Origin of the sequence: Chitinophaga niabensis (assembly GCF_900129465.1) — a bacterium.
GTDB classification, from domain to species: Bacteria; Bacteroidota; Bacteroidia; order Chitinophagales; family Chitinophagaceae; genus Chitinophaga; species Chitinophaga niabensis.
The window spans coordinates 3,515,405-3,531,940 of record NZ_FSRA01000001.1; the positions used below are offsets into that span (position 1 = coordinate 3,515,405).

Here is a 16,536-nt window from a genome sequence, read left to right on the forward strand (position 1 = left end):
TTGGGAAGGGGCGTTTCTTTTTAGCAAGGCATTTATTCAACTTCTTTATAAATAAAAAAAGCCGTCTCCTTCGAGACGGCTTCTCTTTTTTCAAGATCACTGTTTATCCCACCATACGCGTCCGGTCAGCTGGTTAGGGCTGCCGTACTCACCACTCGTCTGCATTTCAGCGAGGGCGTTATTGTAGTTCGTTATGTTCAATGAATTGGGGATGGGCAATTGCCAGCGGCGGGGTATTGCAGCTTCCACGCCACCGATCGTTACAGGTTCCATTGGCAGAATACCTCCTTGCTTTGGAATACCCAGCCTTTTCCAGCTGCCCCATGCTTCCCATGGAGATTTGAAATGGTTCAGGAAATTCTGCACGCCGATCTTTTCCAGCTTCTGCTCATCTGTTCCTCCGAAAGCAATATCTGCATGCTGCAGGTAAGTATCTATTTCTGCCGGCGTTACCGCACTGTATTCAACAACACCAGCTATCTTGCCCATGGCATCGTAAGCCTGGATAGAAGCAGTTACACCTTTGTCGTACCAGGTCTTTGCATCCTGTGTGATAATATTACGCACAGCGAGCTCGGACATGATGAAGCAGTATTCCGCATAAGTGAGCAAAGGTTGTGTGTACTGGCCATTTGCACCACCATCACCAGAAAGATCGAACAGCCTGTTCTGGTATTGGGACAATGTATCTACCGTTACATCTTCTTTTCTGCCATCTGCAAATACGAGGCTGTAAGTTTTTGTGCCGAAAAGGTTCACGTTTGCAGGGAGGTTCACTGCATCAGGACTAACCGGTAAACCCACATAACGTTCCGGGTTATAAACAGCCGTTTCAGGGAAACCGCCACCCAGTTTGATATAATCAAAACGTTCCCTAGTCATGCCATTCTTTTTATAGAACAGGCGAAGACGCGGATCTGTGTGCGTACGCAGGAAGTTCAGCATATTACGGCCGGCTGCGCTGGAATTATTCCCCTGGGAACCCCAGTTACCACCACGGGCAAAGTTTGTTCCGGAAATAAATTTCCATTCTTCCTCATTGCTGGTGTATACGCCGCCTGCACTGGCGAGTACATCATCCACGATCTGTTTTGTTTTTGCAGGGTTACGTTTCAGCAAACGCATCGCGATCTTTAAACGCAGTACGTTGGCTGTTTTTGCGTAATTGGCTGTTGCCGTGGCTGCATTGGTATAGAACATATCGTATGAGCCATAAGAGATCTGACCGGCAGCAGGTTTCACCAGGGAATCCACTGCGCCTTTCAGCTCTGCATCTAAAGTGGCGAACACTTTTTCCTGTGTATCATATACCGGGGTGAAATTAGCTGTTTCGCGTGCTCTCAGTGCTTCTGTGTAAGGAATAGAACCATTCACATCTGACACGCGGAATGCGGCAAATGCTTTATGGATGCGTGCTATGGCTATAAGGTTGCGATACTGGCCACGATCTGCTTCCGGCATTTTACCCACGATCTTTTCGATCTCCACGAGGTTACGGCCGATGTTGGTGTAGAAAGCCTGGTAATAATCATTCACATTCTGTGCGCCAAACATACCAGCCACATTACCTGCAGGAAAAGCTACCGTGAACTGCATCCAGCGCATGAGGTAACCGTAGTTATCGTAGTACCAGTCAAAATCCCTGTCTACCATTGCCTTCTGGGAAGAAGTGATCATATATTCCGGCGGCAGTGTGGGAGATACTTCCGGGTCTGTATTGTATTCAGCAAAATCCTTTGTACAAGCGCTCGCAAAAGTTGCGATGGCCAATACGCCGATGCCTAATTTATGTTTGATATTCATCATCATCCTTTTTGAAAATTAGAAACCAAGTTGAACCGTTATTGCCATGTTGCGGATAAAGGGTGCGCCGCCATATTCAGAGAAAGCGAAAGTGCTGTTGTTACGCAGGCTTTCCGGGTTGATATTATCCGGCAGGTTGTTGAACAGGTAACCAAGGTTACGGCCTACCAGCATCACACGCGCTTTCGTAAGTTTCAGGCGTTCGATCATCTTAGCAGGGAAAGTATAACCCAGGGAAACTTCACGCAGTGCCACATAAGATGCGTCAAATACAGAAGCCTGGCGGATACCGATACCCCACTCCCCTATCATGCTGTAATACTGATAAGGTGTTAAAGGATTTACATACCCTTTATCATATGCTTCGCGATAGCTCATGCCGCTGATGTCTTCTGTTTTACCGGTAGCGGTGGTTCCTTTCATACCCGGGCCAAACACGCCATCCGGGATCATCCCATCGTTGCGTTGTACACCCTGATCATCTGTCCATGCCAGGCCACCTGATGCGGCATCACGGCCAGGTAATGTGCTTTCAACAGTACCACGGCCTGTTCCATATTGATGAGAAGCAGAGAAGATATCTCCTCCCACACGTGCCTGCAGCAATACACTCAGGTTCCAGTTCCTGTATGTGAAGTTGTTGCTCAGGCCCAGGTTGAAATCTGGCGTGATGTTACCCACTTCTGCATAACTGCGTTTGTATTGAACCGGGAAGGAAGTAGATGTTTCAATAATGGGTTTACCGTTCTTGGTTGGATCAGTAGACTTATAAGGCGTGTAACCATAGTTGGTTACCAGCACACCATACGGGCGGCCTACCTGTGCAATTACACGTACATCCTGGTCGTTACCCATTTCGTAAGTGTTCACACCGGGAGTGAGTTCAATGATCTTGTTAGTGTTGCGGCTACCATTCAGGTTTACATCCCACTGGAAGTTTTTGCCCTGAACCGGACGGCCATTAATGGCGATCTCAATACCCTGGTTCTGGAAGTTACCGGCATTGATGAATTTATTCTTCACACCGGATTCAGTAGGTACATCCAGTTTCAGGATCTGATCTTTGATGTTTGTTTTATACAATGCCACATCCAAACCGATCCTGTTGTTGAGGAACCTTACATCGGCACCTACTTCAAAAGAGTGTGCCATGGAAGGTTTCAGGTTATCGTTCGGATATGTGTCTTTGTTATAAGGATAATAGAGGTATCCGCTGTTCGGGCCACCATTCCATATTTCCTCCATAATGTATCCGCTGTTCAGCTGGAATGGATCGGTGTCTCCGCCTACTACTGCATAAGAGGCCCTTACTTTACCATAAGAGATCCAGGAAGGCAGTTGTGATTTTAAGGTTTCGGTGAATTCCCATGCAGCACTTACAGATGGATAGAAGTAAGAATAGTTACCGCCGCCTAATGGATAAGCCAGTGCGGAAGACCAGTCGTTACGGCCAGTTACATCCAGGAAGAAAGCATTTTTATAAGAAAGGCTTGCGGATGCAAACACAGCATTGATCTGTTTGCGGGCCAGGTTTTTATTGTTGCGCGTATCAACAGGGCCGATACTATTGCTCACAGTGAACTTACCGGGGATCAAAAGACCATTGGTGGTTCTTGCGCTGTATTGGTTACCGATGCCGGAGTTCCAGGTTTCAGCACCCAGGTTCACATTCAGGGTGAAGTCATCATTCAGCTTAGGCGTGAACATGGCCATACCGGTGAAAGTGTATTGGGTTTTGTTGATACCGGAGTAGGCATACAATCCACGTGAGCCGCCAAAGTTAACTCCCCAGCCCAGTTCACGGCGATCGTCTTTATTTTGTTCATTACTGAAAGTACCGCGTACCAGGAATTTCAGCCAGTCCGTTGCTGTTGCATTGAGGGAGAGATTTCCCATCATCAGGTTTTCGTTATGCGTCCACCTGTCGTTGTTCAATGCAAACCAGTAGTCAGCTCCGGGATAGGAACCCAGATAATCCATCAGGTCCTGTTTACCGGGATTGGGGCCCAGGTAGCGGGCGCTCCAGTAAGCTGGATCGTAGTTACGGGGGAATACATAGATCCATTTACGGCCAATATTCTGGCTGGTATAGTCACCTCCCTGTGCGGTAGGATTGAGTGTTTTAGAGAATGAATACGTAAAGCCACCTTCTGCGCTGAGCCATTTGGACAGTACAGCAGAAGATTTCAGGGAGAATGCATCCCTGGAGAATTTGTTGTTCGGCATTACGCTGTTGTTATCCAGGTGGGAATAAGAAAAGCGGAAATTTGCTTTATCTGTTCCACCTTCCACGGCCACGTTAGTGTTGGAATATTTACCAAGCTGGTAGCCATCTGTGGCATTATCCGGCATGGGGCTGTAGGGAACAATATCACCATTGGGGAGTTTAGCCATCTGGCCCTGCATTTTAGGGCCGAAGCTGTTACCACCGGGAACGATCACATCATTACCCTGCGCGTCCTTTGTGAATTTACCATCTGTTCCGCCGCCGTATACATTCTGCAATGCAATGGGGCCACGGTATACATGTTCGAACTGAACCGTCTGGCTAACATCTACACCAAGGCCTTTACGGGTGAGACCTTTTTTTGTGGTGATGAGGATGGCGCCGTTGATGGCACGTGAACCATACAATGCAGTAGCGGCTGCACCTTTCAGTACAGATACGGTTTCAAAATCGTCCGGGTTAAAATTCTTCAACACGTTACCGAAGTTCACAGCATTATCTGCGTCTTCATTTTCGAAGATCACACCATCTATAATAAAGATGGGTTGGTCTTTACCATTCAGTGATTTGGCACCGCGGAGTACAATGCGATTTGCTGCCTGCGGACCTCCGGCGGCTCCGGAAATGTCCACCCCGGCTACTTTTCCCTGCAATGCAGCAACAGGGTTCACGGAGTTGGTGCGGGTCAGTTCGGAGCCTTTCAGTTCCGTCATGGCGTAACCGAGTTTGCGGGCTTCGCGTTTAATACCCAATGCTGTTACCACTACTTCATTCAGATTCTTGGAATCTTCTTTGAGTATAACAGCAAGCGGGCCATCTGCTACCTGTACTTCCTGGGCAGCATATCCCATAAATGAAAAGATAAGTGTGGCAGAAGCGGGCACATTGATTTTAAAAGACCCGTCTGCAGCGGTTAACACACCATTCTGCGTACCTTTTTCTTTAACGGTAACACCCGGTAAGAGGGTGCCGTTTACATCCTTGACCGTACCGGCAACTGCTTTTTTCTCCTGTGCCCAAACGTGGGGGGCAAAGCAGAAAGTCAGTAACGTGGCGAGAAGAACAATCCTGCGCATAGCTTCCTTAGATTTTAATTGTGAATGCGTGATCAATAGACAATAGTTATCCATTACTGGTTGATAGCTGATGTTTAAGCATCCGCTGCAAGTCAATACAATTTCATACCGTGACGCGGTGATTTGCGCACAGTCCACATACAGGTTGATAAATGGGAGTGATTAGATTGCTACCTGAATCTTTTTCTTTGTTTCCGTACTACGTTGTCCCTGAAACCTGCTAATAAAACGATTTAGCATTCTACCAATAAAAAAAACCTGCGATCACCAACCTCAACACTTTCAATTAACACGCACAGATTTGGTTCAGAAAAACGAACGCATGCAAACTAGCAAATCTTGTTAAAGGAGCAAAAGAAAATTTAACTTTTTTTTGATGATGTGTTAAGATGTACATCACATTTTGCAAAATAACATCATCGCATGAGAATATTATATAGGCTTCCACGTGATGCATCAACAAAAAAAATATTGCTTTGTGTGCGCAATAAAATGTGCCGTAAATAAAAAGGACCGGCATTGCTGCCAGTCCCTTTTACAGTATCTAAATTATGTATTACCCGGCTACCACTTTCACTCTTTTGCTGCAGCTTTCTCTTTTAATAAGTGTAGCGGGCAGCACTACCTGGTTTAGCTGGTGATTATTATCATTGAGTTCATTCATGAGCACCTGGATCAGGTTGCGGGCAATATCATGGATGGGTTGTGCCACACAGGTGATACTTGGTGTGTGAAGCCGGAAAAGATCGTGATCATCAAAGCTCACAAGCGCAATGTCCTCTCCTATTGTCATGCCCAATTGTTTTATGCTTTCGATGCCGTAAACGCCGAGGTAGTTGGTAGCGAAGAAAATGGCATCCAGGTCCGGGATGGTTTTGATGAAATCCGAGATCTGGTCCACCGCCTGTTCCCGGGTACCGGAAAAAGGGATCTTTTTGAGCATTTTGCGGGGGAAGTTGGCCTGGTGTGCTTTCATGGCTGCGGTAAATCCGTTGAGCCGTTCCTTCATCTGGATCTGTTCAGAGGTGGTGGTCACCAGTGCTATTTTACTATATCCGAGCTTCAGGAGATATTCTGCAACATCATATCCTCCCTGGAAATTGTCTACCATCACATAATTGGTAGGGATCTGGGGAAGATAACGGTCCATCAGCACCATGGGCTTCCGGGCGTTCTTGAGCATTTCTATCTCCTTATCCAGGTTGGGCGTGGGGGTGATGATATATCCATCCACCTGGCGGTATTCCAATACTTCCAGGAGGCCTTTGGCTTTGGCGAGATTGTCTTCCGTGCTGCCGTACAGTACCTTATAACCGAATTTATCCGCTTCTTCCTCCACGATCTTGGCCACATTGGCAAAGAAGTTGTTGGCGATGTCTTCCACGATAAGGCCGATGGTTTTGGTTTTGCCGGTGCGCAGGCCTCTTGCCAGCTGGTTTGGCTTATATTTCAGTTTGGCAGCCAGTTTCAGGATCTTTTTGCTCACCTGCTCACTGATCCGCTTTTCCTTGGCTTTGCCATTGAGGACAAAGGAGACCGTTGTGGGAGATACCCCTGCCTGTTTTGCAATATCTTTGATTGATATACCTTTCATGTGAGTTTATAGGTCGTGCTTAATCGATTTAGCACAGACAAGGTACGGAAAAAAACATAAAACCAAAAAGAATTTGGGGGCTAGATACCCTTAGATGGGGGCTTGAGCGGGAAAAACCCTTCCCGGGAAGCCCGGGATTGCCAGCCGGAAAAAAAGTTTACAATATTCTGAAGATATTAGGCCGGACTAGTATTTTTTTAACTTAAATTTAATAATTTGGCAAAATAGAATTTAAAATGGCAGAATTCCGTTGCCAGCTTTTTCATAGGACTAAAACAATCAAGGAAGCAATATGAAACCCATTCTGATAAAAGTGGGAGCCTTTGCCGACAACCAGATCACTATTATTGAACGTTGTGATCCGCATTTTAATACGCCTTTCCATTTTCATCCCGAATGTGAACTGGTGTATGTTACCGAGAGTCATGGTAAGCGGATCGTGGGGGACAGCATTGAAAGCTTTGACGTAGGAGATATGGTATTCCTCGGGCCTAATATTCCACATGTGTGGTATAACGACGAGGGGTATCATAAAAATGACGAATCGCTGAAGGCACGCTCCGTGGTGATCTATTTCCCTAAGGACATCTTTGGCGACAAATTTTATGGTTTACCGGAAACCAAGGCCCTTACCGACCTTTTTCATCGTGCCCAACGTGGGATGAAGATCATTGGCAATACGCAGGAGACTTTGCGTAGTGAGATATTGTCCCTTCCTAAAAAAGAGGGGTTGGAGCGGATCATTGCTTTGCTGCAGATCCTGAAAACCCTTTCTGAAACGAAGGATTGTTATTACCTGGCCAGTACGGGGTATTCACATGCTTATAATGTAAAAGATAATCATAAGATAGATGAGGTATTCAAATATGTGATGAACAACTTCTCCAAGGAGATCTCCCTGCAGGATGTTGCGAGTATCACTAATCTGTCGCCACAGTCTTTCTGCCGCTTTTTCAAGAACAGAACGAAGAAGTCTTTTGTGCAGTTCCTGAATGAAGTGAGGATCGGGCATGCTTGCAAGCGGTTGACGGAGGAGGATTGGTCTATTGCTGAGATTGCGTATTCGTGCGGGTTTAAGAACCTCTCGAACTTTAACCGGTTCTTTAAGGAGATAGTAGGCAAAACGCCGAAGGAGTATAAGAATGAATTGCGGTTAAAGGAGAATTAGCATTTATCAACCAAAGATAGAAGGCGTAGCATGATAATGCTGCGCTTTTTTTTGCAGAAGCCTTGCCGCGCAGCAGCGGGCGGAGGGTTTTCTTTTTTGGAGGAGGGGCGTTTTTTTATTACCAGGAGCGGGTAACCGGTAAAAAAAGATATTCCTTGTTTATTGAAAAATAGCGAACAAGCCGTTGAAGTGAGTGACACAACGGCGGCTGAGGAATGAACAAAAGCTGACTACATAAAAATTATCCTTGCACTTAAATAAATAAAGCCGGCCCAAAAGGGCCGGCCGTTCATAGTTAGATGAGCTATGTCTATTTATTGTTATGGTTTGTCCCACCAGAGACGGGTTCCCCCGTTATCCGGACCACCTAGTAAAGTAATGGCTCTTTCAACACCTTTCGCGTTTGTGGCATACTCAGGGATCACGAAATTGATGCGGCGAACAAATGTGGCAGTAGGAATTTTTCCTCCGCTGTTGTTCACTACTACCGGGAATAGTTTAGGATAACCGGTACGGCGGAATTCCGTCCATGCCTCCTGCCCTTCCGGGAACATCGCGATCCATTTTTGCGTGATGATGCGCTCCAGCTTTCTTGCAGGGGCATCTCCTTCTTCCCAACGGATAGTAACCGTGCTGAGATAAGGATCTCCGGCTGGTACGTTGTTGGCTGCATTTTTCAGATCTGTATATGGTGCTGCTTTGCTTGTATTATCCAAAAGGTAAGCTGCCGCCTGGCCTCCAATAGCATATTGATCAAAAGAGGTTTTTACACCATTCTCATAATTGGTGGCAGCTGATCCTGCACCTGCCCAGCCATTTAAAGCAGCTTCCGCTTTCAGGAACCATACTTCTGCAGCAGTCATTAACTGCATCTTTGAAGGGAAAGTTGCCAGCCTGGAATAATCTTCATACATCTTGGAAGGCAATGCAATACCTGTTCTTACACCTTTGTAACCATCGGGTTTAGCCACAGCGGTTTTGAAGTATAATTTGATCCGTGGATCGTTGTACCCTGTGAGGATAGATTCCATGGGAGCCCCCATCCTGATATCGTTCCAGCTATCGCTGAAAGCGTTGTAGGGATGTTCAACGGGTGCAATGTTGATGCGTGCATCATCAGCAGGTACTGTCATCAGTCCAACAGGGTTTGACAATGCGGCTTCTCCTTCCAGTTTCGCTTTTGCGGGATCCACTTTTGCGATGCGGATAGCGAGGCGTAAACGCAGGGAATTGGCAAATTTGATCCATGGTTTGTATGACCCGTCGTACATGAGATCAAATTTGGAGAAGGGTTTCAGCGGATCATTCGCCAATGGTGTTAAAGTAGTGATGGCTGAATTGAGGTCTGCGAAAAATGCATAGTAGGCATCTTTCTGAGAATCATAATCGATGCTTTTATCTGGATTAATAACACCAAATTTGGTGTAGATAATCGGGCCGTACACATCACTTATACGATGCATGGTAGCCACTTTCAGGATCAGTAACCAGGCTTTGAAATCAGCGAATTCATTACCGGCTACTTTCATGATACGGCTGGCGATGGGCATTACAGCAATGTTTGGCGCATCGATGTAAGAACCATAAGCGCATCCCCACATTACCTGGTTCCAGCCATCTATGAGGTTATAGGTAGAATTGTTGTTACCGAAGTTTCCGAATGGACCGGGAACACCCATATAACCGGAGAAGATATCTCCCTGCAGGTTCTGTTGTACCTGCATTACCCAACCTGGTTGTACGGCGAATATGTTGAATTGTATCTGGCGGAATGGTTCACCGACTAATCTGAAATCTGCTTTCAGTTCGTCTCTGGTCATTCCGTATGGATTTGTATTGATACGCTCGAAATCTTTTGTACAGGAACCGAGCAAAATGCTACTCAATCCTGCTATAGCCAGACTCCGGGTAAGTTTGTATTTAAACGTTCTCATCATTGTAAGTTTTTTGTTGTCAATACTTCTCTTATAGTCCTACTTTCAGGCTTGCTCCGAAACTGCGTGTGGCAGGCTGGCCAAAAACATCTATACCTTGTAAGGTGTTGTTACCACCAGCACTTACTTCGGGATCAAATGGCGCATCATTCTTGAAGAAGAACAGGTTGCGGCCAATGATGCCGATCTGCAGGTTACGGATGTGTTTGGATTTAACGGGTATCCTATAGCTGAGTGCCAATTCGCGTAAACGGATATTAGTTGCATCGTACATGTAGAATTCGCCTACACCTGCGCGGCCACCGATGGCCTGATAGAATTTCTTGGCGTCCAGTTTGCCGGTGAAAGGTTTACCATCCTGCGTTACTGCATTCAGGCTTACACCTCCGTTATCTCTTGCCTGTGCGGTAGCTTCGCTTACGCCGTAACCATCCAGGATGGCTTGTGTCATGCTCATTACTTTACCGCCAAAACGGCCATCGATCAGGAAGCTGAGTGAGAAACCTTTGTAGTCGAAGGTGTTGTTCCAGCCAAGGTTGAATTTGGGATTGGGATTACCTACCACATAAAAACTACTGTTAGCATTGGCAGCAACACTATCCTCTACATTATCTCCGGCAGCATTCAGGATGAAGGCACCTTGTGCGTTACGACGAAGGGTACGATTAGTGTAGATATCACCCCACGCGCCACCTTCCTGGATAAAGGAACCATACATATTGGAACCGAACTGTGTTAACTGAAAACGGGCGGTAGCATCTGCTCCTGCAATGTTTTCGTCAGACAGTTTGATAACGGTGTTTTTATTGGTGGAAAAGTTGATGTTTGAGGTCCAGGTGAAATCTTTGCTTTTTACCGGCACTACGGTTACCATGGCTTCAATCCCCTTGTTCTGGATATTACCCATGTTCACATAATATACCTGGTAGCCACTGGCGGGTTGTGCCCCAACCTCCATGTATTGTTTGAAGTTGTTGTTCTTGTAAAAGGTGAGGTCGAGAGAAAGCCTGTCATTCAGCAAGCGTACATCAAGGCCGGCTTCGATGGAACGGTTATCTTCCGGTTCCAGGAAAGTGCCTGGGTATGGTGCACGGAGGTTGGAGTTCAATTCATGACGGCCACCTACGATCTGCATGTTAAAGTCCGATGGGCGGGAGAAATAAGGTTGTACTTCGTTACCTACTCTTGCATAAGAGAACCTTACTTTAGCAAAGTTGATGGCTTCCGGGAGTTTCACCATTTCACTGATCACAGCCGTAACACCTGCTGAGTAGTAGAAGTAACCGCTCTTTTCTTTCGGTGTGAATGCGAGTGTGCTGGACCAGTCGTTACGACCTGTAATGTCCAGGAAGAGATAGTCGTTGAGACCTAATTGCACGTTACCAAAAACTGCTTGTGTTTGTTTCTGATCCACACTCCTGATCTGTGTTAAAGCAGTGGGATCGATATTGGTTAACTGGAATTTGTTGGCATATACCAATCCGGGATTGGAACTCCAGTTCACATCGGAAAGTACTCTGTCGTGCGCTTTCAGATCTGTGATGCTGGAACCCAGGTTACCACTGATACTCAGACGCTCGCTGAGTTTTTTATTGGCAGAGAGAATTACATCACCATACAACTGGGTGTTAAACTCTCTTTCATAAGTATAACGGCCATTGGTGGGTGCGAGTGTAGCTTGTGTGCTGGCAAAGGCTTTCAGTTCATACTCGTCGTAACTTTTATCAAAGCTACCACGCGCCTGTACGCTTAACCAATCCAGCAGCTGGTATTTGAGGGAGAGAGAAGCCATACCACGGTTACGCATTTCCGTCCGCTGGTTCCTGTTCAGGATCCAGTATGGGTTCTGCTGGTCCGCGTCACCTGCCCATCCTTTTTCGCTGTTGATGTTCCACCAGTCCTGCAGTGGCATGTTCCTTCCTTTATCGAAGTATTCGTATGTTTTATACTTATCGAAATCAATACCGCGGGGCAATAAGTACAAGCCGGTGAGCGGGTTGAAATAAAGCCCTACACCCGGCCTGTTCCTTGCGTTCTGTGCGAGGAAGGTGATGTTTGCATCTACCGTTAATTTATCGTTGAGCAGCTTCAGGGTTTCGCGGAAATTGAAGGTATGCCTGTTGAGCTTTGCAGTAGGAATGATGCCTTTGCTGCTGGTATTGGAGTAGGAGAAATAGGACTGAGCAATTTCGTTACCGCCGCTGAGTGCAATACTATTGGTATAAGTTGAACCTGTGTTGAAAAAATCTTTTGCGTGTTCCTTTGCGTTGGAAATTTTAGGGCCCCAGCTCTGGTTGTCGCCAGGCCCTGAGCCTCCGGGTGTTTGACCGTACCTGTATTGCAGATCAGGTAATAAGAATGGTGATTCGAAAGTAGCGTCTGAAGAAAAGTCGATCCTGGTTCTTCCTGCGCGGCCTTTTTTGGTGGTGATGATGATCACACCATTTGCGGCCTGGCTTCCATATAAAGCAGCTGCAGAAGCACCTTTCAGGATATTGATGGTTTCAATATCGTCCGGATTGATATTGGAGATACCGTCTCCACCATCACGGCCGGCGCCACTCTGGATATCAGAAGACTGGCCGAATGAGTTGGCTGGCTGGGAAGGAGAAAAGTTGGCTAATGGCACCCCGTCTATGATGTACAGGGGTTGATTTTCGCGGGTGGATTTGTTACCGCGCATGATCACGCGGGCGGTTCCGCCAAGGCCTGAGGCACTGCGGCCAATTGTTACACCGGCAGCTTTACCAGCCAGGCTGTTGATCACGTTCACATCTTTCACGCGGGAAAGATCTTCGTTGTTCAATTGTTGGGTAGAGTAAGTGAGTTCTTTGGATTTACGTTGAATACCCAAAGCGGTTACAACAAATTCACTGAGGGAACGGCTGTTCTCTTCCAGAACTACGTCATATACGTCACCACTACCAACAGCTACTTCCTGACTGGTAAACCCCAAAAAACGAAATACCAGGATGTCGCCGGGATTGGCGGTTAATACAAAATTGCCGTTGGCCTGGGTTTGGGTACCCCTGTTAGTGTTTTTGATCACAACTGTTACGCCGGGAAGGCCGGCACCTTTCGCGTCCTTTACAGTACCGCGGATCTCTTTTTCAGCTAAATTGCCACCGTTCATCAGGGTAACGGTAGTTAACGATCCGTTATGTTGTTCCTGATTTACTATGATTTTACTGTTTTTTCTCGTAAATTTCAGTCCGGTTTGTTCCGCGAGCAGTGCCAGCACCTCATCAATGGGTTGCTTCACACAGTTCAGGTTAATCTTCTTTTTGAGATTCAGATCGGATTTGTCGTAATGGAAACTGAGCCCTGTTTTCGAGGAAATTTCAGTAAACACCTCTTCCATGTTCTTATTCCTGACCTGGATGGTGAGACTGACGTTTTTAGTATCCTGCGACTCGGCATTAGCACTGGCGGTGTAAGGAGCCGCCAGTGTAATGGCCAACGCAAGAGTCACTAGTGATAGAAGGCGTAAGCATTTTTTCATACATCTAGTTTTTGCATTTAAGGAAAATTGTGTCGTTCTTGATCGTGTAGCTTATGTTTTTAGTTAAACAAATGGTTTCTATAATTTCCTGCAGATTCTCATCTTTAAAGAAGCCCGTGTAATTCCACTCTTTCGCTTCACATTCGTTGATCACGGTTACGTTGTACCTGTTCTCTATTTCATTCACCAGTTCATCATAGCTGGCATCTTTGAACACGAGGAATCCGTGTTTCCATCCTACGATATCGTCTTCTTTCTCAAAGGTGGTCTTAGCCATGCTGAGTGATACCTTGTCGTAACTCAAACGTTCGCTGGGGTTCAATATCACGGGGGCTTCACTCTTTGCGTGATCTATTTTCACTTTACCGGTGAGCAATGCCACGGTGATCTTCTTTTCTCTTGAATAAGCCCTGATGTTAAAGGAGGTACCTAATGCAGTGGTGGCGATATCTCCGCTGTGTACCACAAAAGGATGTGCGGGGTCTTCGGCTACTTTGAAAAAGGCTTCTCCCTCATCCAGGTAAATGCTGCGGGTTTTGCCGGAGAATTTTTCAGGATAACGGACCCTTGAGGAGGAATTGACGATGATGGTGGAACCATCTGCCAGTACAACCTTTTCTGTGGAACCCTTAGTGGTGGAGACTTCTACGTAGCCATTCCGGATCACCTTGTTTGCTTTTACCACAGCAGATTGTACGGCTGGATGGAGTGGGTTTACAGGATGACTGGCAGGCATAGATCTGTATAGTAAGGTAAATGCTATCACTCCTGTGATCATGGCAGCGGCGCCGGTATATATCCAGGGGCGCCAGTTCCTTTTGCGGACGGGCATTTCCACGATCGGTGTATTGATCTGGTCGTGGATGCGCATCCGGACCTCTTCCAGTTGTTCCTTGAGGAAATCGTCTTCGATCATGGCGGACCGGTGCTGATTGATGCTCGCAAACCATTGCTCGATGATCTTGATCTCTTCGGCAGTACACTTGTTTTGTGTATACCTTTCCAGGACTTTTTTGATCTGTTCAATATCCACTGCGGTAGTTTTTTAGTTGGTGATATAAAGGGAGTCGCGCGAGTGGATGGGAAGTACCATCTGTTTTTAAAATAAATGGAGGGGGTTGATCTTGAAGGGGTTGGAGGAAGGGGTTGGAGTTTGCCGCGCAGAAGAGGGCGGAGTTTTTTTCTTTTTGGGGAGAGAGTTCTTTTGAAGAAGGGGGTTGACTTTGAAGGGGTTGCTTTTGAAGGAGTTGGAGAATGGGTTTAGCGCCTGCCGCGCAGAAGAGGAGGCGTTTTTCCTTTTTAAAGTATAGAAAGAATAACGGCTACCATCAGCAGGTCCGTTTGAGTGTAGTGGGTGCGCAGGATCTTCAGGGCTTTGGTGATCTGGTTCTTCACGGTTTGTTGAGAGAGGTCCAGGCGGGAGGCGATCTGTTCTATGCTCAGGTTTTCGAAACGGCTGAGCATGAATATTTCCTTCATGCGGGCCGGAAGGCGGTTGATGGCTTCAAATACTTCGCTGGCTTTGGCTTTGTAATCGTAGGTTTCAGAGATGTTATGTGGCTGTGCATCAAAGTGTTCGATCAGTTGCTGGAGGTATTTGCGGTAAGTGCTATCCTTGCGGTAGAGATCGATGATCTTGTGACGGACAGATTGGTATAAATAAGAACGTAAAGATAAATGGATATCTAAGGTGAAACGTTTTTCCCAAAGGGTGGCAAACAGGTCCTGCAGCACATCTTTGCTGGTTTCCCCACGGTCTGTTTTGCTGAGGATGTAAAGGTATAATGGACGGCTGTAGCGGTCATAGATCATATTGAACGCTCCGATATCGCCATCTTTTAAAAGGGATAACAATTGCTCGTCTGAATAGCTATTGTACATAGAAAATTTCGGTTGATAAAATGCTGTTGATCCTGGTTACGCTGTTATTATATCTCTTCTTATCTGTCTTTTTCCGGTTAACTGCTGACCCAAAATAGTCATTCTCTTCTAATTTAAAACTTTTTTACCCTCCTATTTTTTAAATATTTATTGGTGTATGAATTACACGATGCATTTTTTTTATTCCGGAAGGAATACTATATTTGATATCAAATTGATATCATTTTAAATAATCCCCTTATGGAAAAGATCATTAAGCCGATGTCCGGCTACCTCGCGTTTGTATTATCTATTCTTGTTTTCTTCCTGGGCATTTACACGATCGTATTGGCTACCGGAACACCTGGTTTGTCCTGGCTGTCCGTCATACTTTTTATCCTGTTCATCTTTATTGCCAAAGGTATCATGATCGTTAACCCTAACCATTCCCGGGTACTTACCTTCTTCGGGGAGTATGTAGGTAGTGTTAAACAGAACGGTCTTTTATGGGTGAACCCGCTCTACCGCTCACAGAACATTTCCCTTCGTGCCAACAACCTGAACGGGCAGACATTGAAGGTGAACGATAAGATGGGTAACCCGATTGAGATAGCTGCGGTAATCGTTTGGCAGGTGAAGGATACTTACAAAGCTGCCTTTGAAGTAGAGGGTTTTCATCAATATGTACAGATCCAGAGTGAGGCTGCTGTTCGTCACCTTGCGGTAAGCTGCCCGTATGAACACATGGAAGGTGCTCCGGACCAATTGACCTTACGGGATGGTGGTGATAAAGTGAATGATATGCTGGAAAAGGAATTGAATGAAAGACTTTCCCCTGCCGGCATCCATGTATTGGAAGCACGTATCAGCCACCTCGCCTACTCTCCTGAAATTGCAGGTGCAATGTTACAACGCCAGCAGGCAACAGCCATCGTTGCTGCGAGGTCTAAGATCGTGGAAGGTGCTGTAGGCATGGTGGAAATGGCATTGGAGATGTTGTCTCAGAAGCAGATAGTTACCCTGGATGAAGAACGGAAGGCTACGATGGTGAGCAATTTATTAGTAGTATTGTGTGGTGAGAAAGGCGCTCAACCAGTTCTGAACACCGGATCTTTATATCAATAAAAATGGCTGCGAAGGAAAAAAAATCTTTTGTATTAAGAATTGACGGTGCAATGTACGATGCGCTGGAACGCTGGGCTGCGGATGAGTTCAGAAGCGTGAACGGACAGATGGAATGGATCATTTCCAAAGCGCTGAGAGATGCAGGAAGGGAGAAAAAAGTGAAGGAAAAGCGGGATGAAAAAAAGTAAAATTATCTTCTGATAAAAAAAGAGGGCATCGTTGCACGGTGTCCTCTTTTTTTATATTT

Annotated in this window: 10 protein-coding genes; 3 read left to right on the plus strand and 7 right to left on the minus strand. The window is 46.1% G+C overall.

Annotated features, from left to right (window positions below; translation table 11 throughout):
* Nucleotides 1–96 precede the first annotated feature (96 nt).
* The 3 genes from BUR42_RS13900 to BUR42_RS13910 form a co-directional block, all read right to left on the minus strand.
* Nucleotides 97–1,803: a SusD/RagB family nutrient-binding outer membrane lipoprotein gene (locus BUR42_RS13900; RefSeq protein WP_159442270.1), complete on the minus strand. Its 1,707-nt coding sequence runs from the start codon at nt 1,801–1,803 to the stop codon at nt 97–99.
* 18 nt (nt 1,804–1,821) lie between these two features.
* Nucleotides 1,822–5,106 (minus strand): SusC/RagA family TonB-linked outer membrane protein, encoded by a 3,285-nt coding sequence (locus BUR42_RS13905; protein ID WP_074239807.1) that lies wholly within the window; start codon nt 5,104–5,106, stop codon nt 1,822–1,824.
* Between the two features lie 556 nt (nt 5,107–5,662).
* Nucleotides 5,663–6,700 (minus strand): LacI family DNA-binding transcriptional regulator, encoded by a 1,038-nt coding sequence (locus BUR42_RS13910; protein WP_074239808.1) that lies wholly within the window; start codon nt 6,698–6,700, stop codon nt 5,663–5,665.
* Between the two features lie 292 nt (nt 6,701–6,992).
* Between BUR42_RS13910 and BUR42_RS13915 the strand changes: the two genes are divergently transcribed.
* Entirely contained in the window at nt 6,993–7,868 is an 876-nt protein-coding gene (locus BUR42_RS13915; RefSeq protein ID WP_074239809.1) for an AraC family transcriptional regulator, read from the plus strand.
* Nucleotides 7,869–8,188: 320 nt separating this feature from the next.
* On the opposite strand, the gene BUR42_RS13920 is transcribed toward BUR42_RS13915, so the two are convergent.
* The 4 genes from BUR42_RS13920 to BUR42_RS13935 form a co-directional block, all read right to left on the minus strand.
* Nucleotides 8,189–9,805 carry a RagB/SusD family nutrient uptake outer membrane protein gene (locus BUR42_RS13920; RefSeq protein ID WP_074239810.1) on the minus strand — a complete coding sequence of 539 codons (1,617 nt, stop codon included), beginning with the start codon at nt 9,803–9,805 and terminating at the stop codon, nt 8,189–8,191.
* A 28-nt stretch (nt 9,806–9,833) separates the two neighbouring features.
* Nucleotides 9,834–13,304, minus strand: coding sequence for a SusC/RagA family TonB-linked outer membrane protein (locus BUR42_RS13925; protein WP_074239811.1), 3,471 nt, complete (start codon nt 13,302–13,304; stop codon nt 9,834–9,836).
* 4 nt (nt 13,305–13,308) lie between these two features.
* Entirely contained in the window at nt 13,309–14,337 is a 1,029-nt protein-coding gene (locus tag BUR42_RS13930) for a FecR family protein (protein WP_074239812.1), read from the minus strand.
* 266 nt (nt 14,338–14,603) lie between these two features.
* Nucleotides 14,604–15,185, minus strand: coding sequence for an RNA polymerase sigma factor (locus tag BUR42_RS13935; RefSeq protein WP_074239813.1), 582 nt, complete (start codon nt 15,183–15,185; stop codon nt 14,604–14,606).
* Nucleotides 15,186–15,425: 240 nt separating this feature from the next.
* Here BUR42_RS13935 and BUR42_RS13940 point away from each other — a divergent pair, with 240 nt between their 5' ends.
* Nucleotides 15,426–16,289 (plus strand): SPFH domain-containing protein, encoded by an 864-nt coding sequence (locus tag BUR42_RS13940; RefSeq protein ID WP_074239814.1) that lies wholly within the window; start codon nt 15,426–15,428, stop codon nt 16,287–16,289.
* A gap of 2 nt (nt 16,290–16,291) precedes the next feature.
* Nucleotides 16,292–16,477, plus strand: coding sequence for a type II toxin-antitoxin system antitoxin (locus tag BUR42_RS13945; RefSeq protein ID WP_074239815.1), 186 nt, complete (start codon nt 16,292–16,294; stop codon nt 16,475–16,477).
* The last annotated feature ends 59 nt before the right edge of the window (nt 16,478–16,536 follow it).

Coding starts and splice junctions, on each gene's coding strand:
- BUR42_RS13900 (WP_159442270.1), bottom strand. CDS start 1,803: ATGAATATCAAACATAAATTAGGCATCGGCGTATTGGCCATCGCAACT.
- BUR42_RS13905 (WP_074239807.1), bottom strand. CDS start 5,106: ATGCGCAGGATTGTTCTTCTCGCCACGTTACTGACTTTCTGCTTTGCC.
- BUR42_RS13910 (WP_074239808.1), bottom strand. CDS start 6,700: ATGAAAGGTATATCAATCAAAGATATTGCAAAACAGGCAGGGGTATCT.
- BUR42_RS13915 (WP_074239809.1), top strand. CDS start 6,993: ATGAAACCCATTCTGATAAAAGTGGGAGCCTTTGCCGACAACCAGATC.
- BUR42_RS13920 (WP_074239810.1), bottom strand. CDS start 9,805: ATGATGAGAACGTTTAAATACAAACTTACCCGGAGTCTGGCTATAGCA.
- BUR42_RS13925 (WP_074239811.1), bottom strand. CDS start 13,304: ATGAAAAAATGCTTACGCCTTCTATCACTAGTGACTCTTGCGTTGGCC.
- BUR42_RS13935 (WP_074239813.1), bottom strand. CDS start 15,185: ATGTACAATAGCTATTCAGACGAGCAATTGTTATCCCTTTTAAAAGAT.
- BUR42_RS13940 (WP_074239814.1), top strand. CDS start 15,426: ATGGAAAAGATCATTAAGCCGATGTCCGGCTACCTCGCGTTTGTATTA.
- BUR42_RS13945 (WP_074239815.1), top strand. CDS start 16,292: ATGGCTGCGAAGGAAAAAAAATCTTTTGTATTAAGAATTGACGGTGCA.